General features: G+C 34.0%; 23 protein-coding genes and 3 pseudogenes. 22 read left to right on the top strand and 4 right to left on the bottom strand.

Translation table 11 applies throughout. The annotated features are described in order from the left end of the window. Positions 1-29: 29 nt before the first annotated feature. The 16 genes from ORL93_RS01410 (at position 30) to ORL93_RS01485 (ending at position 10,929) form a co-directional block, all read left to right on the top strand. Positions 30-1,499 carry a TROVE domain-containing protein gene (locus tag ORL93_RS01410; protein ID WP_006095388.1) on the top strand — a complete coding sequence of 490 codons (1,470 nt, stop codon included), beginning with the start codon at positions 30-32 and terminating at the stop codon, positions 1,497-1,499. A 313-nt stretch (positions 1,500-1,812) separates the two neighbouring features. Further along, positions 1,813-2,157, top strand: coding sequence for an immunity protein Imm33 domain-containing protein (locus tag ORL93_RS01415; RefSeq protein ID WP_033798988.1), 345 nt, complete (start codon positions 1,813-1,815; stop codon positions 2,155-2,157). Positions 2,158-2,435: 278 nt separating this feature from the next. Beyond that, positions 2,436-3,308, top strand: coding sequence for a DnaD domain-containing protein (locus ORL93_RS01420; RefSeq protein ID WP_006095390.1), 873 nt, complete (start codon positions 2,436-2,438; stop codon positions 3,306-3,308). After that, the gene (locus ORL93_RS01425) at positions 3,305-3,493 is read left to right on the top strand and encodes a DnaB-like helicase N-terminal domain-containing protein (RefSeq protein ID WP_265958488.1); all 189 of its coding nucleotides are present in this window, start codon (positions 3,305-3,307) and stop codon (positions 3,491-3,493) included. The genes ORL93_RS01420 and ORL93_RS01425 overlap by 4 nt, the downstream gene beginning before the upstream one ends. A gap of 59 nt (positions 3,494-3,552) precedes the next feature. After that, positions 3,553-4,020, top strand: a complete 468-nt coding sequence (locus ORL93_RS01430; RefSeq protein ID WP_033798990.1) for a DUF6985 domain-containing protein — start codon at positions 3,553-3,555, stop codon at positions 4,018-4,020. A gap of 137 nt (positions 4,021-4,157) precedes the next feature. Then, positions 4,158-4,664 (top strand): hypothetical protein, encoded by a 507-nt coding sequence (locus tag ORL93_RS01435; protein WP_240516999.1) that lies wholly within the window; start codon positions 4,158-4,160, stop codon positions 4,662-4,664. Between the two features lie 149 nt (positions 4,665-4,813). Next, positions 4,814-5,242, top strand: coding sequence for an SMI1/KNR4 family protein (locus ORL93_RS01440; RefSeq protein ID WP_265958489.1), 429 nt, complete (start codon positions 4,814-4,816; stop codon positions 5,240-5,242). 69 nt (positions 5,243-5,311) lie between these two features. Continuing rightward, the gene (locus ORL93_RS01445; protein ID WP_097795579.1) at positions 5,312-5,881 is read left to right on the top strand and encodes a suppressor of fused domain protein; all 570 of its coding nucleotides are present in this window, start codon (positions 5,312-5,314) and stop codon (positions 5,879-5,881) included. Between the two features lie 119 nt (positions 5,882-6,000). Beyond that, positions 6,001-6,492 carry an immunity 22 family protein gene (locus ORL93_RS01450; protein ID WP_097795578.1) on the top strand — a complete coding sequence of 164 codons (492 nt, stop codon included), beginning with the start codon at positions 6,001-6,003 and terminating at the stop codon, positions 6,490-6,492. A gap of 182 nt (positions 6,493-6,674) precedes the next feature. Next, positions 6,675-7,808: a suppressor of fused domain protein gene (locus tag ORL93_RS01455; RefSeq protein ID WP_097795577.1), complete on the top strand. Its 1,134-nt coding sequence runs from the start codon at positions 6,675-6,677 to the stop codon at positions 7,806-7,808. 30 nt (positions 7,809-7,838) lie between these two features. Further along, entirely contained in the window at positions 7,839-8,633 is a 795-nt protein-coding gene (gene imm47, locus ORL93_RS01460; RefSeq protein ID WP_097795576.1) for an Imm47 family immunity protein, read from the top strand. A 54-nt stretch (positions 8,634-8,687) separates the two neighbouring features. Further along, entirely contained in the window at positions 8,688-8,819 is a 132-nt protein-coding gene (locus ORL93_RS01465; protein ID WP_255262436.1) for a hypothetical protein, read from the top strand. A 19-nt stretch (positions 8,820-8,838) separates the two neighbouring features. After that, positions 8,839-9,021 (top strand): hypothetical protein, encoded by a 183-nt coding sequence (locus tag ORL93_RS01470; RefSeq protein ID WP_257152109.1) that lies wholly within the window; start codon positions 8,839-8,841, stop codon positions 9,019-9,021. Between the two features lie 119 nt (positions 9,022-9,140). Next, entirely contained in the window at positions 9,141-9,338 is a 198-nt protein-coding gene (locus ORL93_RS01475) for an alpha/beta fold hydrolase (protein ID WP_257127897.1), read from the top strand. Positions 9,339-9,524: 186 nt separating this feature from the next. Then, positions 9,525-9,938 carry a hypothetical protein gene (locus tag ORL93_RS01480; protein ID WP_255299247.1) on the top strand — a complete coding sequence of 138 codons (414 nt, stop codon included), beginning with the start codon at positions 9,525-9,527 and terminating at the stop codon, positions 9,936-9,938. Between the two features lie 553 nt (positions 9,939-10,491). After that, a complete protein-coding gene (locus ORL93_RS01485) occupies positions 10,492-10,929 on the top strand; it encodes a DoxX family protein (RefSeq protein ID WP_003203688.1) in 438 nt (145 codons plus the stop codon). 231 nt (positions 10,930-11,160) lie between these two features. Here ORL93_RS01485 and ORL93_RS01490 read toward each other — a convergent pair. The 3 genes and pseudogenes from ORL93_RS01490 to ORL93_RS01500 all read right to left on the bottom strand — a co-directional run. Beyond that, positions 11,161-11,409, bottom strand: a pseudogene (locus ORL93_RS01490) (IS4 family transposase); the annotation flags it as partial. Between the two features lie 194 nt (positions 11,410-11,603). Continuing rightward, the gene (locus ORL93_RS01495) at positions 11,604-11,744 is read right to left on the bottom strand and encodes a hypothetical protein (protein ID WP_176519834.1); all 141 of its coding nucleotides are present in this window, start codon (positions 11,742-11,744) and stop codon (positions 11,604-11,606) included. Between the two features lie 175 nt (positions 11,745-11,919). Further along, a pseudogene (locus tag ORL93_RS01500) lies at positions 11,920-13,424 on the bottom strand (sialidase family protein). Positions 13,425-13,773: 349 nt separating this feature from the next. Between ORL93_RS01500 and ORL93_RS01510 the strand changes: the two are divergent. Both ORL93_RS01510 and ORL93_RS01515 read left to right on the top strand, forming a co-directional pair. Beyond that, a pseudogene (locus ORL93_RS01510) lies at positions 13,774-13,971 on the top strand (GNAT family N-acetyltransferase); the annotation flags it as partial. Positions 13,972-14,115: 144 nt separating this feature from the next. Further along, the gene (locus ORL93_RS01515) at positions 14,116-14,658 is read left to right on the top strand and encodes a tubby C-terminal domain-like protein (RefSeq protein ID WP_097795574.1); all 543 of its coding nucleotides are present in this window, start codon (positions 14,116-14,118) and stop codon (positions 14,656-14,658) included. 490 nt (positions 14,659-15,148) lie between these two features. Here the strand turns inward: ORL93_RS01515 and ORL93_RS01520 are convergent, their stop codons facing one another. Then, positions 15,149-15,772, bottom strand: coding sequence for an ImmA/IrrE family metallo-endopeptidase (locus ORL93_RS01520; RefSeq protein ID WP_003207559.1), 624 nt, complete (start codon positions 15,770-15,772; stop codon positions 15,149-15,151). 444 nt (positions 15,773-16,216) lie between these two features. Between ORL93_RS01520 and ORL93_RS01525 the strand changes: the two genes are divergently transcribed. From ORL93_RS01525 to pulA, 4 genes are all read left to right on the top strand, one after another. Further along, positions 16,217-16,720, top strand: coding sequence for an SMI1/KNR4 family protein (locus tag ORL93_RS01525; RefSeq protein ID WP_098160461.1), 504 nt, complete (start codon positions 16,217-16,219; stop codon positions 16,718-16,720). Positions 16,721-16,792: 72 nt separating this feature from the next. Continuing rightward, positions 16,793-17,275: a hypothetical protein gene (locus ORL93_RS01530; protein ID WP_097795571.1), complete on the top strand. Its 483-nt coding sequence runs from the start codon at positions 16,793-16,795 to the stop codon at positions 17,273-17,275. A 93-nt stretch (positions 17,276-17,368) separates the two neighbouring features. Further along, positions 17,369-17,863, top strand: a complete 495-nt coding sequence (locus ORL93_RS01535; RefSeq protein ID WP_006095407.1) for a hypothetical protein — start codon at positions 17,369-17,371, stop codon at positions 17,861-17,863. Between the two features lie 541 nt (positions 17,864-18,404). Then, positions 18,405-20,975 (top strand): type I pullulanase, encoded by a 2,571-nt coding sequence (pulA, locus tag ORL93_RS01540; protein WP_265958492.1) that lies wholly within the window; start codon positions 18,405-18,407, stop codon positions 20,973-20,975. The last annotated feature ends 38 nt before the right edge of the window (positions 20,976-21,013 follow it).

Genomic DNA, 21,013 nt, shown 5'->3' on the forward strand with positions numbered 1-21,013 from the left:
TGTCAAAAAATCTCTGGGGGTAGATCATAATGTCAAAGTTTAATCATTCTTCTCAAGGAAGCCGTCAAACATATACAAAAGAGGGCGGAAAAGCTTATAAAATGTATGATAAAGATAAATTAGTTACGATGGTATTAACATCTTTCTTTAATGAGCCAAAATTTTATGGTAATAACAGCGAAGAATTAGTTACTACTGCAAAACAAATCATGGACAGAGACCCTAAATTTGTTGCAAGTTTAGCAGTCTATGCACGTGAAGTGTTCTACATGCGTTCTGTTACACATGTATTAGCAGTGGAACTTGCAAACCACCCTGAAGGTCGTAAATATGCTCGTCAAACAGTTTCTCGTATTGCGCAGCGTCCGGATGATGTAACAGAAATAATGGCATATCAATTAGGGGTATATGGTCGGAAAAATCCAATTCCAAACTCTTTGAAAAAGGGGTTAGCAGATGCCTTTTCTACATTTGATGAATATCAATTAGCAAAATACAATCGCACAGGAAAAGACGTTACATTGAAAGATGTATTCCGTTTAGTAAGCCCATCTGCCAAAAAAGGAACAGAACGTTACGAACTTTATAAACGTTTGTTAGAAAACACACTGCAAGTACCATATACATGGGAAACACAGCTTTCTCAAAAAGGAAACAAAAAAGAAGTGTGGGAAGAATTAATTGATAGCGGAAAAGTGGGTTATATGGCCTTACTTCGTAACCTTCGCAATATCGTAAATTCAGGTGCCTCAAATATTGATACAGTATATAACATTCTTCGCGATCCTGAGCGAGTAAAAAAATCAAAACAATTACCATTTCGCTTTTTTTCAGCATATCGTGTTGTGCAAGAAAAATTACCACAAGCAGGAAGCGAATTATTAGATATATTGAATGACGCAATTGAAGCATCTGTTACAAACATGCCGAGATTATCAGGAACAACATTTATGACAGCAGATATCTCAGGATCTATGACATGTTATCCTGTTTCAAAAGATGGGAGTGTTAAATGTGCAGATATTGCTACACTAATGATGGCAATGGCACACTCCTTCTGTGATAATTCTATTACATCTGTATTCGCAACTGATTTCAAAGCGATAAATGTTTCTACCCGTTCTGGTATTTTAGAGAACATGAACACATTTTTATCAGAAGTTAATAAACATGGATATGGAACAAACTTACATCTTTCTATCAAATATTTATTAGATCACAAAATCAAAGTTGACCGCATTCTTGTCTTCTCTGATGAGCAAGTGTACGGAGATAGGTATGGAGACAATTCTTCACAAATTCTTCTTGAAACATATCGTCGTGAAATGAATCCTGATGTTTGGGTTCACTCTTTCAATTTAAATAGTTACGGTAATCAACAATTCGTAGGAGAGAAAACAAATTTAATCGGTGGCTGGAGTGAAAAATGTTTGGACTTCATTCATTATGCGGAAGAAGGAACAGGTTCCCTTATTTCAGCTATCGAAAATTATCAATAATTTTTGTTACACTCTTTTTATTTAGAAGAAGGAATAATTAGGATAACGGCAGGTCTAGTTAACCATGATGCAATAAAAAAGAAACTCATAATCTTTATTTTAAGAAACCAATGATTTTCTAATGAAAGCAGGGTTACCTGGAGCTGCTCGTCCATTTCTATGATTTGAGCCGTTAGCTAATCTTGGCGAGGATAGATTAACTACAAAAGCAACTGGATAGTAACAAACAATAAATTGCCTACTGATAAGATAAAACTAGTTTATGAAATTTTAATAAAGCATGCTGTTAATTCCAGTATTAAGGAGTTTGAAAATGAAAATAAATAATAGTGAGTATGGTGGTTTTGTCGTTTCAAAAAATATTCTGGCTGGAAAACCAGTTAGATATTCATTTAGACAAGAAAGTTCTATCCCGCAATTAAATGGCTGGAATTTGTATGCTATAGATGATACTGATGACTATGTGAATCATGCGGAAAATTTTATCATCTTAAACGCGGAATCTATTTTTAAAATCGTCCCTGTAATGTTTGAGATTTTTGAAGCTCCTTTTGGAACGGATCTATGCTGGCTATATGAAGAAGGAGTTCATATTGGATTTTATGATGTAGTCGCCGATAAAGAAGTGACCATTAATGAACTTATAAAACAAAACTAGTTTTTTCATGTAGCTCTATTTTATAAGTTCTTTAGTAGATGACAAACAAGCCCCTTATAAGCCCCTTCCAACCCCCTTATAAACCCCTACCAAGTAATAAATCATTAAATAAACAAAAGAAAAAACAACTACAAGAACTACTATGAAAAAATAAAAAAGTAACATTCTAGTACTAGTAAAAATTATAAAATAAATCCACCAAATTCCTGCCTGCAATCCTATATATAGAAGGAGTAACCAATTCTATATTTACCACTAAAAAGGCGGGAGGAAGAAACATGGGAGTATACCGGAGTGTACAGGTGAATTTTTGGCAAGATGAGTTTGTACTTGATTTAACGCCAGAGGAGCGCTATTTTTATATGTATTTGCTGACATGTTCGAAGACGACACAATGCGGGATTTACTCACTGCCACTACGTTTGGTAGAGATGGAAACGGGGTATAACCGTGAAACTGTTGAGAAGTTGTTGCAAAGGTTTGTTGCGTATGGAAAAATATTATATGACGCGAAAACGAAGGAGTTATATGTTCTAAATTGGTTACGTTATAACCCTGTTACAAATACGAACATAGAAAAGTGTGTGTTACGTGAGTTAAAGACTGTGAAAAATAAAGAGTTTGTACATATGTTTCTTCAAAGATGCCTCGAGGAAGAGTTGAATATTCCGTTATTGTTAGAACATTTCGGAATGCCAGTTGAAGTATCTGATGTGATTCCGCAAGAAGTTTTTCAAGGTTGTGCACAGGATGAGAAAGTAGAAGAAGTAGAAGAAAAAGCGAATCCAGGTAGCAGTGTATTCACATTTTATGAACAAAACTTCGGTAGTTTGTCATCATATGCAGCGAAGGAATTAAGTGAATGGGTTACGGATTTGTCGGAGGAGCTTGTACTAAAGGCACTTCAGATTGCCTATGAAAATAATAAGCGGACGCTTGCTTATGTGAAGGGGATTTTACGAGATTGGCATGGGAAAGGATATACGAAGCTCAGTGAAATAGAGGAAGCAGCAGCGAAGTTTCGAAAGAAGGAGCCGTCTATTCTTTATGAGACGGAGAAGTTTTTGGAGGAGTGTGAAGAGTGGAAGAAGAATGTTCCGTCTGAGGAAGAATTACAGAAGTTCTTGCAGGAACAAGGGTGGCAGCCGTGAGTATTCAACATATCGAGGCGGAACAAATGGTGTTAGGATCTTTGCTTCTTGATGGTGAACTAATTAAGGAGTGTCACCTGATTAAGCGGTACTTTTCTATGGGTGTGTATCAAACTATATTCAATTCGATACGAAAAATAAAGGAAGACGGGCTGCAGTTAGACAAGATAATTTTACTTAAGTAGATTAACTTGCATGCTAGTTTTGGATGGAGCTTGAAGAATTAGAAAAAGGAGATCTTAAAATGATAATAAACGATGCCGTTTTTGGTGAACTTGAATATAATTACGGATGGGTAAGGTACACTACTATAACGTTTTGTGGAAAGGAAGCTAAGATAGCGTTAATGGTAGATGGCGAAGAGGAAAGTGGATTTGATAAAGAACAATATGAATCATATGATTCATTGATGGAAAATTGGGAGCAAGTGCAACAAAGTATTTTGCAACCGATTTTAGATTATTATAAACAAAAAAGGTATGAGCTTGGTTATGATATTGAATTTAATGAACATTATCCTTTAATTGAAACAACTGATCAACTTCTTAATAGGATAAGTTTAGTTGGAATTGTTGTTCCGTATGCGGGTATTTTTGAAGGTCGAGGGATCGGACTCACCTTCGACTGTACATGGGATATGGAAAATGGTTTAGGTCTTCTTCTTATAAATGAAAAGGTAACCGAAGTGGGCTATCAGGATGTTGCGATTTGAATAGGGTGAAGTAATATAAAGATAGCTTAGAGTTTTCTTTTAAAATATGAAATTGATGAAGAAAAGAAGGCGCTCAATTATATTATGTGTAAAGAGTTTTAATTTAAATTTAAATTTAAATTTAAATGAAGCATGAGGTGAATGAATTGTTTACAAAAGATACATACATTAGCTCGGTAAAAGAAAATCTTGAAAAAAATTCAGAAAGGTTGATTCATAATATAAGGGAAATTCTTAATTTTAATTATTACAGTAAAATAGAGTTAGTAGATTTTATGATTTTTATCGGATCGTTTGACCTTTCTATCATGATGTTTTCTATGAATAGAGAAGCAAGTGAGGTTTTTTACGAAGGAAACGATAGCAGTGTTTTTGCAGGAAGTCATGAATTACTCGAACGTATATCATACTATAACCTTTCTTATGATAAATCAGACGAGTTCTGGGAGTTTTATGAAGAAAACGATGAGATCATATCGGAAGATGAGGAAAAAATCATTGTGGAATGGTTTATTGATTGCTGGAATAAAGCAAATGGAGGAAGTATAAAATTACCTGCCTATTGTGGTTTTCATGATGCTAATCAATCATTTGACTTGCAGAAAAATATATGGGTTTCTGATGAGGAAAAGTGGTGGGATTAATACGCAAAAGATAACGGCTTGTTTTTTAGAGTATCACAGAATAGAGAAAAATGATTTTTACTGAAAGAGGATATGTCTAACGAACTTATGCCGATGATACACAATCAAAAAGAGATGGTGAAAATAATTTACCAAGGAGTGGAACTACGTTGGAGATTGAAATGATTCATGAAAAATTATCATTAGAAGAGTTAGAAGCTTTTGAGGAAAAACATCAGTTGCGATTACCGAAGTATTATAGAGAGTTTTTATTAAAATATAATGGAGGCTATCCAAAGGCAAGTATGTATAAAATCTCTGATGATGCAGGAGAAAGTGTATTAAATATTTTCTATGGAATTGGCGGTATGTATGATAATTTGGATAAAATAATTGATTTTTTTGATGATCTTTTAGATATGGGATTTATACCAATTGCAGATGATCCTGGCGGTAACCAAATATGTTTGGGGATCAATGAGGAATACTGTGAAAAAATCTTTCATTGGGCTCATGATGAAGAGTACGACGGCATGAAAAATATGTATTTTTTAGCCAACAATATAAATGAATTTCTTGATCATTTATATGAGGAGTAAAGTTAAACAGTTATATAGCCTTCAGGGGAATAGAATAAAAATTCATGTGTATAAAGGGGAATTCAAAGAATGATTCATTATGGAGAGCTGTATTATGACCATTATAGTAAATACCTAGGTGAGCCAATCGACCGGGAAGTATTTAAAAATGGCGAGGACATGCCGAGTATACAAATTTTGAAATATGAAAATGTATTTGAAGAATGTCTTGTTTTTCATACACTTGGGTTTAGTAGATATGAAGAAATAGTAGGAGATAATGTTGAAGTTTCCATGGTAGTTGATGGGGCATTTCGTAGTGTAGGATATATTTTGGCAAATGCTTTATTTTATTGTATAGCGAATCGAATAGAAATAGGTCGTGGAACAGCAATTAGTGGCATTGAAAGTATCGATAAGTCTTTTGTTCGAAAATACAATAAAAGTGCGGTTTACTTTACTGAACCGTTCGCTTTCCCAGAGGAATACGGCTATGTACTTACTGGAAATGCAGAAAAGGATGGGGGAATTTTGCTGGCATTTTTTATTTCGCAGGCGGAATATGAATATTTTCTGAAATATGGGACAGAGAAATTTGAGGAATTATTAGAAGAGAATCATGTGGATCCTTTTCATGTTAGCAGGGAGTCTATAAATTGAGGATTAGCTAGTCCTGATAAAGGTCTATTATGGTTTAAACGAAATAGTACCTATCATAGAAAAGATAAATTAAAGAACCGAAACATCACCTCGCCAAAAGAATAAAAGGGGAGTATAAGATGAATGAAAAAGTAACAGTATGGATTGGGAATTTTGAGAGTAATGATGAGTTTGAAAACTATACGAATATTAAATATACAGAAGATGGGGATAGTATACCTTCTATATTCGAACAACATTTTAACCTAGGTTATTATGATCGTGATTTAGTCGAAAAGAAATGGATTTTTCAACCACTTACAAATAATATTCAAGATTTATTGAAGGGCTTTTCATATTACGAACAATTTACTGAACAATTTGATAATATTAACTTTAATAAAGAAAGTAATACTGCAATGAATTTGATCGCGAAAGAAGATAAACATAAGATTATGTATAGTACATATTATTGGTATACAAAATATAAAAAAAGATATTTTGAGGTTCATGGATATGAAGCGGGTATTGAACAAGAAGGGACTCGGCTATTAGAAGAACTTGAAAATGAGTTAGAAGACGGTGTGGATTGGAGGGTTATACAGGAAATTGAAGAGGATCTCGTATTTTAGATCCTCTTTGTTTTTGAGTGAATTGAAGTTTACGCCAAGTATATATGTAATATAATTAATATTGTGAACTCTTAAGAAACTTTCATAATATGTAGTTTCTATTTAATATACTAATAAATTTTTTATATAAGAATAGCATTAAACAATTAGATAATGTAACGAAATGGAGGGGATTATAAGTTATGAATCATATACACACTGCAAAAGAAATTCGCTCAGCAATTAAGCTAGGTAATACGGAAAGAGTTGTTGAACTAATTGGTAATGATATTGAGAGATTACATATGATGACACCTTTTGGAACATGGCTTCATGTAGCAGCTTCGAAAGGAAGAATTGAGATTGTTAAGCAGCTTATAGCCTTAGGAGCAGACGTGAATCGAAATGGTGGTGTATACGGCGGCGGGGCAATCAACGAGGCAGCTTCAGGAGGACATATAGATATTGTTACATATTTATTGTCTTGCGGCGCAAAGATGGATGTCACTGAACCAGAAAGGAATCCGTTATTTGGTGCAATAAGTAATGGTCATGTAGATATTGCAGAGCTTCTAATCAAAAGTGGTATTGATTCAAGTGTGAAGTATAGTGGTGATAGGGATGCATTGGCTTTTGCTCGAGAGCAGGGACAAACTGACGTTGTTACATTATTAGAAAACATGAATGAGAGTAATTCGAATAGAACGAATTACGATAATCAAGATCAACATGATAAAATTTTAGAACATGTAGCAAAATACTTCGGATCTCCAGTTACGACTATAAGTGAAATCATACCTGGAAGTAGAGTAGGGATTCATATTCATATCATACCACCATCTAAAGAGAATCATTTCATAACGCTTGTGACTACTGGGATGAGTGATTATCCGATGGACAATTCGGAAGAAGCAAGTGAGTTTAAGTATGCTGAATTGATACAAAAGTTACCTGTAGACTGGCCGATGAATAAAGAGGATTTGAAGGATCAAAATATTTATTGGCCTCTAGGATGGTTAAGAAAAACAGCCCATATTCCTCATAGTTATGACGGATGGCTAACCGAAGGAGTGATTCTTCCAAATGGAGAACCACCGCAGCCTTTTGCGTCTCATACAAAGCTATCCTGTATTATGATATGTAAAGTGCAAGAAAAGGGGTTGGAGAAATTAGTGACTCTAGAAGGTAATATCATTAATTTTTATACACTTTTACCTATTTATGAAGAAGAAAGAAATCTTGCTTTAGAGAAAGGTTATACATACTTATTAAATAAAATGAATGAAAAAGGAATCACAGATATTCTTGATATGAAAAGAGTAAATGTGGGGGTATAGAAAACGGTCATTACAAGGGAGTTGGATGTTTTGATTGAAGGTACAAATATAATGAATCGTATTTGGTATGGGAATAGACCAATTGAATCGATTTCAGATATAAAAAAGAGGGTTTTGAATGCTAAAACAGAAAAGGAAGTTTTGCTAAATGTAATAGAGCTGTTTAAGGCTGGTGATTTTTCACAAAAACAATTACTAATTCAACTAATGAATCATACGAATGATGAACAAATATTAAACTTATGTATTCGAATTTTTTGTTCTATTGCTACACATGAAGATATTAGGAATTCTAATAATCTTACATTTTTAGCTTTAGCAAGTGAATACGCAGTAGATACATTTTCATCCGCAGCTGTAACATCGCTATCTATGGAGGTTATTCCGTATTTATTAGTGTTACTTGAAGAGTGGGATGAAATCACAGATACTTCGATGATCATAAGGGATTCCATTGATTTTTATATAAATTACCAAGATATCATTGGAGAAGAAGCAAGTATAGACGAGATTGGTGAATTTTATCTTAATCAGACAAAAGACTGTGATATGGAAAAGTATTATTGCTATCAGAGCCCAGCGTTTCCTGGGGATTTAACAAAGAAACTGTTTGAAAGAGTCATAAGAGCAGCAAATCATGAAGAACCATTAAAAATGGAGTTGATACCATCCTTATTATCAATATGGACAGGAGAGAAAGTACCTGCTGATTATCATACGATAATTCGTAATGATAACTATAAAGATTTTGTAATCTATATAGATACTATCTCGAAAAGAAGTTGGGAAAGAGGTCAAAAATATTTTTATGGATTTAAATTATAATAGTGGTTGAAATGATGGAATAATAGAATTTTAATTGGAGGAGGGATAGTTAAGTTGGCTACTGTGAATCTAGTAGTGCTTCATGATTCGAATTCTAATAAGTATCTGCCTTTGATTAGAAAGAAAACGTCTAAATCGATAAGTGAAATCAAACAAAATATGAAAACAGAAAAGCCTGTAATGTAATTATGATGATGCAGATCAATTGAGATCTTTAGTGAAATGTGCTGAGGAATTACTTTCAATGGGAGCAAGTATAAAAATTTATGAAGAGGAAGAATGGATTACACTTGAGATGGTAAGAAATTTAATTGGGACAATAGAAGGTATTGCAAAAGACAGGGAAGCAATTGATAATGTAATGTTTAGGGATGATTCTGATGAATAGTAGTCCCGAAGTAAATAAAAACTAGCAAATTTCATTTTGCTAGTTTTTATTTGTCTTTATTAAATGAACGAAATAAATATCCTCCGTTAGGTCAATTAGTTGACGTGAATGGTGAGAAAATGCATGTATATACAAAGGGTGAAGGTGAAAACACTATTGTCTTATTAAGTGGTGCGGGTATGGCAGCACCCGCATTGGATTATGAACCTTTAATGAATGAAATATCAAAGAATAATAGAATAGTAGTGATAGAGACATTTGGATATGGCTGGAGTGATATCACAAATAAGGAACGAACAGTTGAAAACATATCGTAGAGGAAATAAGAGACGCACTTAAAAAAGCCAATATAGAAGGGCCATACATATTAATGCCTCATTCCGTTTCTGGCATTTACAGCATGTATTATGCTAATAAATACCCTGATGAAATTAAGGAAATCATAGGTATTGATTGTACTTTACCGCAAGTGGTAGAGTATTTTAATGAACCTGCTCCGGTATTTGAGCGTTTTATCCCCGACTGGAATTGCAAGGCTGGCAGTAAATATGAATCCAGAGAAGTACCTTCCCATTACGGATAAAGGAACTTATTCTGATGATAATTTAAAGATGATTAAGAGCATTTCTGCCTGGAATCTAGCTAATAAAAATATAGTTTCTGAAGTAAATGAAATGAAACATAATATCGATAAAACGATTAATATGTTATTTCCTTCAGAGATTCCTGTCATGATATTTACTGACAAAGATGACAGAGTGACGGAAGATGGGAAAACAATTGTATCTTTTTATCAAACGCAAATAAGCCATTTACCTTCTAATAAGCTCGTTGTATTAGAAGGTCATTACTACCTACATTGGTCTCGTTATAAGGAAATGAGTGAAACCATTAATGATTTTATAGATGCATTTTAATGAATAGAATGCTTAAGTATTTTAAATATGATCAAACTTTTTTATAAAAACTAAACTTAAATGTGCTGGATAAGAAGCCACTTTGGTCAGACTTTTTTCATAATGGCTTCATTTTATGCAGCATAAAATGTAGGTTTGCGAGGTATTTTTGATCAATCTTTTTATAAAAGCTACACCTATGTATTTAAGAATTTTAAAGGGTTTTATATATTTGAGTATTTTCATCACGATATTGAATTTCCGTGCAGCCATAAACATAATAATAATGGTCTAAAGGGATAAAATCCGAATCACAATCACTTAGACCGTATAAATATATGTTTCCATCATCATCAAGTAACCTAAAACGATAATAGTCAATTAAACAAGTACATTGAATCCTATATAAAAGAAACAGGAATAAAACGTGAGGATGAAAATAGATTTCAAGAAGAGACAATATAATAGGGGAACCGTCAGAAAAATGCGGATTTACAACGCTAAGCCGATTGTTCTGACGAATGTGAAGAGTTGTAAGGAACTACCACAGTAATGGTATTTCATTTTTAAATCAATGATTAAAGGAAGGGGTCAAAGGATGAAAACAAAAGGAAAAAGGATTGCTTATTGGACGGTCACATTACTACTCGCAGCAGCTATTATGTTAAGTGGTATCGGGCAACTGATGCAATATGGGGGAAACGTCGAGTTAGTGACGAATCTTGGTTACCCATTATACATCTTGACCATTCTCGGAATTTGGAAAGTGCTTGGAGTCATCGCTCTCGTTGTGCCAGGTTTTCCTCGGCTTAAAGAATGGGCTCACGCTGGTATCTTCTTTTTAATGACTGGTGCGGCTTTATCTCATGCATTTGCTAACGATTATGGTGATTACGGGTTTCATATTATCCTTCCGCTTTCATATGCTGCACTCAATTTCGCTTCATGGGCGTTGAGACCACAAAGCCGCATCTTCTACACCAATAAACGAGGCATTGAGCCAAATTGTTAATCAAATCTCCCAAACAAGAAATTAAAGTTTTATATAAAAGAACTAGGAGGCTTTATTTTCAAAAGAATGCGAAATAATGTATGTGAACTAATTACTGGTGTAAGAGAAGATAATAAGCTTATTTGCATCTGTGTTTTTCTTTTTGGTATTCCATTAAAGGGTGCGATTGTGGAACAACATAGGTAGAAATGATCAAACTTTATTTCAAAATTACACCGAGTTAAATCGTCAATTAAGTCCCTCAGGACTTAATAAAATTCCTATTGAAGTTTCTAATTGACTACAAAGTTGAGTCAGAGAAGTAGTAGCGATTTGCTGATTTAACCATACACACAAAGATAAAAAATGGTGCCCATGGCATTTACGTTTTCGTTTCATTCCGACCACTTCTATGGCTAATTGATTAAGTGTAGCAGGAGACATATATCGATATAACTCTTCGGAAAATAAAGACAACTCTTGTTTTTGATGCATATTCATAAAAAGCACGTCCCCCTTTCTCATTAACATAAGAGAATAGTAACGTGCGTTTAACTTCAAAATTAGTCTAAATCCTTAAGTTGATGGATGTGGAGATACCCCTAAAAGGGATTTATTATTAGATCAATAATTTTTTTGGGGTATCAAGTTCTGAATAAGAAGCTAGGTTTCTGTTATACCGTCTATATTGAAAACTAATCATTCTCTTCCTGAGATAAATTCGTATCGACTTCCTTAAAAATGATGTGATCAGGAACTGCTGCAGAAATAAATTTAGTATAGTTCGAGGAATCATTTTTAATTTCGTTATTATTTTCACAAGGTTTACAATCCATCGATATAACCTCCCTTTTTTCAAATATATATTATATTGCTGCCTTTACATTTTTGTAAGGATGATCTAGTTTATAGAAAGACATTTTGATATTGGTTGGAGAAAGGCTCTGAAATTTTTAATGACCAGTAAACAAGGATTATTTTTTCCTATTCACAACAACAGTCATATTTCTTTTAATCTGGGGTTGTTATGGTAAAAAAAACATCAGGATTATCCCGTTGAATAGCGCCTTGAATAATAACATTGCGATTATCACCCCAAGAGTGAAGTAAGCAGTTCCCGGGACCAGCAATAATTTGATTGTAATCCCCCATATAACAATTGGCAGTATCAGGGCTTGGATTCGTAACCGGCACTGGAGAAAATGCAGTACTTACCATTTTCTCTTTACTTAATCCATTACAAAGAGAAAAGCTTTTCAAAAATATCGCAAATGTCCCATCACCTATACCGGCAAGAGTGCCTCCACGGTCATTAAAACGATTATACTGAATATGGGCTCCATTTTTATTAACTGCAACGGACGGGAAGAATGGAAAAGTTCTAGTATTTGAAGTAACATTCACTCTATTCCAAGTATTTCCTTTGTCTGTACTATAAGCTAAAAAGATATCAATAAAGGTCGTATCTCCAACCACTCTGCCAGCGTTCCATACGGCATATAAAGTGCCATCTGGTCCAATCGCTGCATGAGGGAATTCATTCATACGAATCCTTCTGGTGTTATCAACACCGATAGATGGGCGGCCACAAAGTGCTGTATCAGTTGCGGCTGCAGCAAATGGAGTTGAAACTGCCACGTTAATTGGGAAAGTATTCCCACCGTCAGTTGATTTAACCATACGAATGGTCCTGTTTGGCTGCCCCAAAGTATTAAATGCCGATATTTCTTCATAAAAGACATAGATACCTCCGAGATCATCAACGACCACAAAAGACCCTTGAATAAAATTAGTGCCACCAGTGACAATAACCTGATCTGTAATAATTGGAGTTAAGTTGACACCAGTAGTATATTTTGAAAAGCGAATATTAGGGCTCGGAGTAGCAGTGAAATCAGTCCACGTAATATATAGTGCTTCATTCCCTGGATTATCAGCATCGGGACCTACTGTAATCCAATCCTTATCTTGATTAATATTCGCAGAAGGGTTTTGCCCGCGTCCAACGACTTGAGGCGCATTCATTGTGATTGTTTCGTTCGGAGTAATGGTTCCTGTTGAAACACTGATAACACCTTGTGTAACACTCCCAATAGTTTCTATTCCGATTTGACCATAATAGAAAACACCATTTCTATCAACAGCTATAACAGGATCACCGGAATTCAACCCCCATCAGTCCAGGTATTACCTAAATCATTGGAAAAAGCAAAGCCTGAAAAACTAAAAGTCCCCAGTCCTCCTGTACCAGCATTACTATCATTAAATCCATAAAGTATAAAATCTTTAAAATGGGCAATGCTTGTCTCACTTTGGGTGATTCGAGGAAAATTAGTTACATCATTTGCCGGATTATTAACCTGTCTCTCTAGTAGTATAGAACAAGCGTCATCATGTTTCTTATCACTACAATCGGAATCTTTTTTTTCATGACAATCATCTTCCCTATTTTCGATTGTATCTGTACATTTACTTTTATATTTATAACTTTTGTACTTGTTTCCTTTATAGTACATAACTTCCCCACCTTTTTTAGTTATTCATTGGTTCTGAAATCATGCTTGAATTTATTGTGGTTTTGAGGTCGCATTCTTTTTGGACAAGAACCAATGTACTTCTATCATATGGTTATTACAAAAAAAGGAATGGGCTTCTATTCTTCTTCATTAGCACATTTTTAATAGAATCCAAGAGTTGTTAGATTGCTGATAATCCTCGATTATGTCAACGAAGAAAGGAGATTGGGTACCTTTTGGATGTCTAAAAGGTACCCAATCTCTTTTTGTTGCCGATAATGATAGGTTATGTAAACTTCACATGAATAAGATATATAATATAAAAATAACGATTAACTGAGGTGAGAGTATGGAAAATACATATGAAATTCCCAAATTAGGAACAAAGCGTCTTTTATTAAAAAAACTAGATTTTCATGATTTAGATGATTTATTTGAAGTCTATTCGGATCTTCAAACAACTACATATGTACTTCGAGAGGTACACAAAAATAAAGATGAAACTCGTATTTTTTTAGAAAATACGATTGAAACAGCTAAGAAAGGTCCCTTCGAAGATCTGAAGGGACTTTTTTAAGTTTTTAGATATAGTGACTGCTGATAAGTGGTGTTATGTTAACGAAGGACAGCTATAAAGCCGTTCTTTTCTTGTGTTATAATATTCAAAAACTCTATATACAAATATTAAGAAGTGATTATTTTGTATTATTATAAATGGAGAAGTTTTTATTCGGTTAAACCAACACAAATATATGATGAGAACAACAATATAATAGGTACAATAAAAAAAACGTATAGCAATCAGTGTATAAGGATAATAGATTTAATATTATTCAAAGGGACGTATTTTTTGGAATATGAGATATATGATTCTAAAGAGAATTTACAATTAAAAGCGAAAAAGGATATAGATTTTCGAAAAAGAACACAATTTTTTCTTAACTATTATGTTGAAAGAGAAGAATATCAAATACATTTAATAGATAAAAAGACCTTTGATTTTGGTGAAATAACTACATTTGAATTTGCAGGAGAAATGTATGAATTAAATCAAAGACCTTTTGAATGGGCAAAAATAACCAATTTAAATACTAATTTGATTATTGCAGAATGGAAAGAGCCTATTAAGCCTCCTTTTAATATTACTTTTAAATTATTAGAGGAATCTTATAAAGATAAAGTTTTATTATTGATAGGTATATTCCATTCATATTTACATGCTGCGGGGCATTAAATTTAAAAACATTATTATATATCCGATTTGTTTTTTTTTTTTGAGTGAGGTGCTTTTCTTATGGCTAAATTTACAATTGAAGAGAAATTAAAAGCTATAAAACGTTATTTAATGCGTTATGAATTATGTAGTTCAGAAATCAATATGATTATTTGGTGTCTCTGCTGCCCCTAGCTGGCTAAGACCAGCTAGGGTGTCCCGATATTGTATCATTCGATAAGAAGTTTTGAGTGGATACACTTAACAATTTTTAGGCTGACTAGGAGGTGGTACTGGGACTGGAATACACGGAGGATTACCTGGTGGAATATTTGGTGGTGGACAATCGCAATCATTATTGGAGGATGGGGGGGTATTAGATGGTGGACCATTGCAATCATTATTGGAAGGTGGTATCAAAAAACTATTATTTAGACTACGCTTAAGATTTCTATGATGTCTTTTTATTTTAATCACCCCTTTCTTTGGTTTTTACATAGTTTTCGTGTCATCATTCTGGGCAATTTCGAAAATACGGGCTATTACTTGCTTGCGCGCACTGTTCAGGTGTCAGTCTATAAGCATTTTCCGATGCCCCTCCATACATAAGGTTGTTTTCATCGTCTACATGTTCCGGTCCTAATAAAACATGTCCTAATTCATGCGCGAGAGTTTGTCCGAATCGGAATTGTCCTTCAGGAGCATTTGATATTACGATAACTGGACCATTAGGAGTGTTATAAGGTGCACATCCTACAAAACCACCTGCAAATGGACCTTGTACAAAATATACAGCAATATCCAGTGTATCAGTTTGTCCATAAGGTCCTGGTCCTGGCGGTCTAACATTCAACCAATATTGAAAATATTCATTGAGGTCCTCGTATCCGATGCATTGGAGTACATCTTGATCAACAAATGGGTCATTGATCTGTGACATAACCGCTTCTCCTTGGTCATTCCTAAAACGCCATCTTATATCGATGTTACATGGATTTGGTGTTCGATCTCCGTAGAAAGTATTAGGGACTCCATAAACATAATTAACCCAATCAATTTGATTGATAAAAAGGTCTTGGGTCATATCTGATCCTGGTGTAATATACACGTCTAAAATTAGACAGGGTACTACCATTCTCTCATCTCCTTTTATTGTAATACTATAAAATATTCAAAGATATAAAGTATGGCTTGTACAAAAAACTAGTGTTCCTACTAAAAGTTACAAATTATATGCAAAATGATAGACTTAAACGGAGCCATAGAAAAGGATTGGGGTTATAGTTCTTTCTACGGGATAGCGTAACTTTATGTTAGCACCTTGCAACGATGGACCATCAAATATCATTTGTTTTAAACGTACCTCTACAAACTTACCTAAATTTACAGTGGGATTTTTAAAGGGGACATTTTCCAGAATAGGTTCTGAAAAATCTACGCCTAATAATTTGTAGGCTTAAAAAAATTCACTTGTTGAATTAATAAAGAATTTAAAAATAAAAATAGAGTAATACGGTGCAGTTAGTTATTTTAGATATACATTATGGAAATGATTTAGGTGACTGGGGGATGGAATGAAATGAGTAAAGTAGAATGGCAATTTGCTGATGAAGCTGTAAGTGATGAATATGTAAAGAAAATTGGGAAAGAATTAGGCTTTAATTTTCCTCATGAGTATGTTGAGTGTGTATCGAAGAATAATGGAGCAAATGTGGAACCAGAACTTTTTGACGTCCAAGGAATAGAAAGAGTGTTTGGTACGTTATTATCTTTTGATGAAAATAGTGGTGAGTATATTGCAGATGTATATAATGACTTCAATGATACATTACCAAATGGATTAATCCCGTTTGCTTTTGATCCAGCTGGAAACTTAATTTGTTTTGATTATAAAAACCATGAAGAGAATCCAATAGTCGTTTTTTGGGAGCATGAAGATGCATGGGAAAAAGAAATGCTGATGGAAAGCGAAGGAATCACAGCAGAAGAGGCAGAGGAAGTGGCGAGGGAAAATGTATTTTATGTAGCTCAATCATTTACCGAATTTCTAAATAAATTATATGCTGATGAAGATGATGAATAAATTGGAGAAAGAAAAGAGTAATATGTGTAATGAAAAATATAATATTGAAATGAGATGGGTGAAACGATAAGTATGGCTATAGAAATGAAGCCAGAAATAAAAAAGGTTTTAGAAAAAATAAATTTTATTGATAGATATCAAGCGATGTCTAATCGATTTCGAGAGAATTCTAACGATTTCGATGATAGATTAGGAAGTTACAACATTCAAAAAGTGATAGAAGTACTGAAACATTTTGGATATGAGGTAACATTTGATTATAAAGAGAGATTTTTTAAAGTAGGAGTCGTTGATCATTCACCGCAATATATGATCTGGTTTAATATTAGTCTAGAACATGGAATGACAGAATTCATTTGGGTTGCTTATTATAATGGCGAAGTTCGATTAGGGAGTCCTTGGAGTATTTACCCGAGGTTATTAATAAATCCCAGTATGAGAATAAAGATGCCTGTTTTCCGTAGTTACGAAGAATTAGAAGAAATATTAAAAGAAGCTTTTGTACTCTATGAAGAGTTTAAACGGGAGTTAATATCATTATATGAAAAAGAATAGGTAATGATTTTTGAGAACAGTTTTCGAGCGTTTCGTTTATGAATGGTCTCAATGAGGTGTAATTAAGCATCAAGAAAGGTGGTTTAATAAGGAATGAACGGTGAGGAATATAATGAATTGGTACAAGAGGTAGTAGATTTCTCAAAAGATTTTCAGTTTGCTTCTTTAACCAAAAAACTTTCGAATAAAATAGCTATCGTTAACGATATGCAGCAAGCGGAATTGCTCGCTTATGAGGAAGCATATGGTGAAGATGAATACACGTGGACAGATATAAGGGAGTTAGAAAAGAGTAAAGTTCGGGGAGTGTATTATAGGTTATCAGAAATTGAAAGACCAAAGGAATTACATACTATGTTAGAGGTTATTGACAATCATGTAAGGCAGAGTGCAGTTAGAATGGATGGATTTTTCAATGATGTCGTAGCTGATCTCAATAATTGTGCTTTTAGCCGTGCTATCAATGGGAAGAAGAATGATTTCTTTGAAACTATGTTTGAAATCTATAAAGCAGGTGGCTTTCCTTGTGGCTGGAACGGAGAGTACCCTGGTAATGGAAGAATCATCGCTTATTTTGAAAAGAGATAGTTCATACAAGCGAGTTATAAAGAACGAGGATTCAATTCATGAATCTTGTAAAATAAAGTAATCCCAAACTCTCCTAAATACGTGAATGTATTTAGGAGAGTTTTTATTATGTGTTGACGTAGAGATGAAGTCTTAAAGTCAAAATATGTCCATGTTTACTATCTTCAAGGGGTTACAACTGTACATGTTAACAACATGTACATAGGGTAAAAACAGAAAATTAATAATATATTGACCTCTTTATGGTTCGTGCTATAAAATTGAAAGCGATAACAAACGTTTTCTTAAAAATGGTTTCCGTGATCTTTTTGATATTTAGAGATATAACAAGGAATAAGTAAGTCTTTTTTTTAGCGTTTAATGCAAACGTTTTCGTTAATTTCTTACTCCTTTATATCTTTGATTTTTCTATTAAAAGATCATTGAAATAAATAAGTAAAAACATTCAATACGGAGGTGTTATAAAAGCGATTTCTAGATTAACTTATGCAGGGTTACTCATAATGAATTATTCGTAATATTTTAAGAAAGGGTGAATGGAGTGTATATTACAAAAAAATTAATAAACAAGACGTTTTTATTACTTACTGTAATTGCTATGCTATTATCTAGTTTTTCTTTTCAGAGTGTACAAGCAGAATCAAATACGAAAACAACTGAAATTATCGTTCATTATAAGGGGAAGTCTGGAAATATAAAAGATTGGAATCTTTGGATGTGGGCCGAAAATACGAATGGTCAATCCTATGAATTTACTGGGGAAGATGAGTTTGGTAAGTATGCTAAGGTGAAAATAGATGGTGACTATAATCGTGTCGGATTTATAGTTCGTACGAAAGAATGGGAAAAAGACGGTGGTGATCGTTGGATTGAAAATATTAAGGATGGCCGTGCTGAAGTATGGGTTCTTTCGGGCGATGATAAAGTATACGATTCTAAGCCTTCTTCTGAACTTTCTATTCAGAAAGCAACCATTGATAGCTTCAATGAAATCACTGTAACTACCAATGCTCCATTCAATATTAAGGAGCAAAAAATTGAAATTGAGGGCGTTAACATTGAGAAAGTTAGTCCTTATGATACAAATGATGGAGATAGTACTAATAAGATTAAAATCATTACAGAAAAGAATCTTGATTTAAAAAAAACATACAAAATCAAAATGGGAAATTCCATTGAAGCTAATACTGAAATTGGTAAAGTAATTCGTAGCGAGGAATTCGATCATTTATTTTATTATGATGGTAGTGATTTAGGTAATATATATACGCCACAGGAAACAAAGTTTCGTTTGTGGGCTCCCACTGCGAGCGAGGCAAAATTGGTTACTTATAAAAAATGGAATGATGAAAAAGGTACTGAAATAAGCATGGATCAAGGTGAAAAAGGAACTTGGACTGCAAAACTGACAGGTGATCAAAAAGGCCTTTTTTATACATATAAGGTGAAGATTGGGGACAAATGGACTGAGGCCGTTGATCCATATGTGCGTGCTGCCTCTGTTAACGGTGATAAAGGTGCAGTCGTTGATTTAAAAGAAACAAATCCAAAAAATTGGAAGGGGAACAAAAAGCCGAAATTTAAAAATCCGGAAGATGCTATTATTTATGAGTTACAAGTACGTGATCTTTCCATTCAACCTGAAAGTGGTATTAAACAAAAAGGAAAATATCTTGGTGTAACAGAAAAAGGAACGAGAGGACCCGAAGGCGTAAAAACAGGTCTTGATCATATTAAGGATCTTGGTGTTACTCATGTCCAGTTTTTACCGATATTTGATTATGCTTCAGTAAATGAAGAAAAATTAAACGAACCACAATATAACTGGGGATATGATCCGAAAAATTACAATGTACCAGAAGGCTCATATTCTACTAATCCTTATGAGCCCACTGTTCGAATTACTGAATTAAAGCAGATGATTCAAACACTTCATGATAATAATCTTCGTGTTGTGATGGACGTTGTATATAATCATATGTACAATGCGGCTGAATCCAATTTCCACAAGTTAGTTCCAGGTTATTATTATCGTTACAATGAGGATGGTTCACTCGCAAATGGAACAGGGGTAGGGAATGATACGGCTTCTGAACGAAAGATGATGAGGAAATTTATGATAGATTCCGTCGTGTATTGGGCAAAAGAGTATAATTTAGATGGGTTCCGTTTTGATTTGATGGGTATTCATGATGTCGAAACAATGAATACGATACGTAAAGCCATTAATCAAATTGATCCTTCTATTATTCTTCATGGAGAAGGTTGGGATTTAAATACGCCTCTAGCGCCTGAGTTAAAAGCAAATCAAAAAAATGCGGAGAAAATGAAAGGAATCGCTCATTTTAATGACGATATTCGTGATGGATTGAAAGGAAGCGTATTCGGGGATAAGGATAATGGTTTTGTGAACGGAATGCAAAACATGGAAGAACGCATTAAAAAAGGAATTACGGCTGGTATGGACTATGATAAAAAAGTGTATACTTATCAGGATCCTGAGCAGGTCTTGACATATGTTGAAGCACATGACAACCATACATTATGGGATAAGCTTCAGTTGACTAATCCTGGCGACAGTGAGGAAGTACGTAAACAAATGCACAAGTTGTCTTCTTCCATCATATTAACATCGCAAGGGGTTTCATTCTTGCATGCAGGCCAAGAGTTCATGCGTACAAAATATGGTGATCATAATAGCTACAAATCTCCTGATTCTATTAACCGAATGGATTGGGTGCGCCGTGCAGCATTTGATAAAGAAGTAGAGTATATGAAAGGCTTAATAGAGTTGCGTAACAACCATTCAGCTTTTCGCATGACATCTGTTGAACAAATAAAAAAACATCTAACGTTCATTGATGCGCCAAAAAATGTTGTAGCTTATACATTAGATGGCAAAGCAAATGGTAATAAAAACGAATATTTTGTTGTGGCTCACAATGCGAATAGAGAAGCGGTGGAAATTACTCTTCCATCAAAAGGTCCTTGGAAAGTGCTAGTAGATGGTGAACGTGCAGGAAGTAAAGTACTTTATGTTTTCCATGATAATAAGATTAAGGTTCCCGCATTAAGTTCATTTGTTTTAAAAACAGAGAAAACGATTAAATAAGAATAGATGATTTAAAACATCCACTAACCATATCTGGA

Origin of the sequence: Bacillus sp. DHT2, assembly GCF_026241455.1 — a bacterium.
GTDB lineage: Bacteria > Bacillota > Bacilli > Bacillales > Bacillaceae_G > Bacillus_A > Bacillus_A pseudomycoides.

Coding starts and splice junctions, on each gene's coding strand:
- ORL93_RS01410 (WP_006095388.1), top strand. CDS start 30: ATGTCAAAGTTTAATCATTCTTCTCAAGGAAGCCGTCAAACATATACA.
- ORL93_RS01415 (WP_033798988.1), top strand. CDS start 1,813: ATGAAAATAAATAATAGTGAGTATGGTGGTTTTGTCGTTTCAAAAAAT.
- ORL93_RS01420 (WP_006095390.1), top strand. CDS start 2,436: ATGGGAGTATACCGGAGTGTACAGGTGAATTTTTGGCAAGATGAGTTT.
- ORL93_RS01430 (WP_033798990.1), top strand. CDS start 3,553: ATGATAATAAACGATGCCGTTTTTGGTGAACTTGAATATAATTACGGA.
- ORL93_RS01445 (WP_097795579.1), top strand. CDS start 5,312: ATGATTCATTATGGAGAGCTGTATTATGACCATTATAGTAAATACCTA.
- ORL93_RS01450 (WP_097795578.1), top strand. CDS start 6,001: ATGAATGAAAAAGTAACAGTATGGATTGGGAATTTTGAGAGTAATGAT.
- ORL93_RS01455 (WP_097795577.1), top strand. CDS start 6,675: ATGAATCATATACACACTGCAAAAGAAATTCGCTCAGCAATTAAGCTA.
- ORL93_RS01475 (WP_257127897.1), top strand. CDS start 9,141: ATGCATGTATATACAAAGGGTGAAGGTGAAAACACTATTGTCTTATTA.
- ORL93_RS01485 (WP_003203688.1), top strand. CDS start 10,492: ATGATTAAAGGAAGGGGTCAAAGGATGAAAACAAAAGGAAAAAGGATT.
- ORL93_RS01495 (WP_176519834.1), bottom strand. CDS start 11,744: ATGGATTGTAAACCTTGTGAAAATAATAACGAAATTAAAAATGATTCC.
- ORL93_RS01520 (WP_003207559.1), bottom strand. CDS start 15,772: ATGGTAGTACCCTGTCTAATTTTAGACGTGTATATTACACCAGGATCA.
- ORL93_RS01525 (WP_098160461.1), top strand. CDS start 16,217: ATGAGTAAAGTAGAATGGCAATTTGCTGATGAAGCTGTAAGTGATGAA.
- ORL93_RS01530 (WP_097795571.1), top strand. CDS start 16,793: ATGGCTATAGAAATGAAGCCAGAAATAAAAAAGGTTTTAGAAAAAATA.
- ORL93_RS01535 (WP_006095407.1), top strand. CDS start 17,369: ATGAACGGTGAGGAATATAATGAATTGGTACAAGAGGTAGTAGATTTC.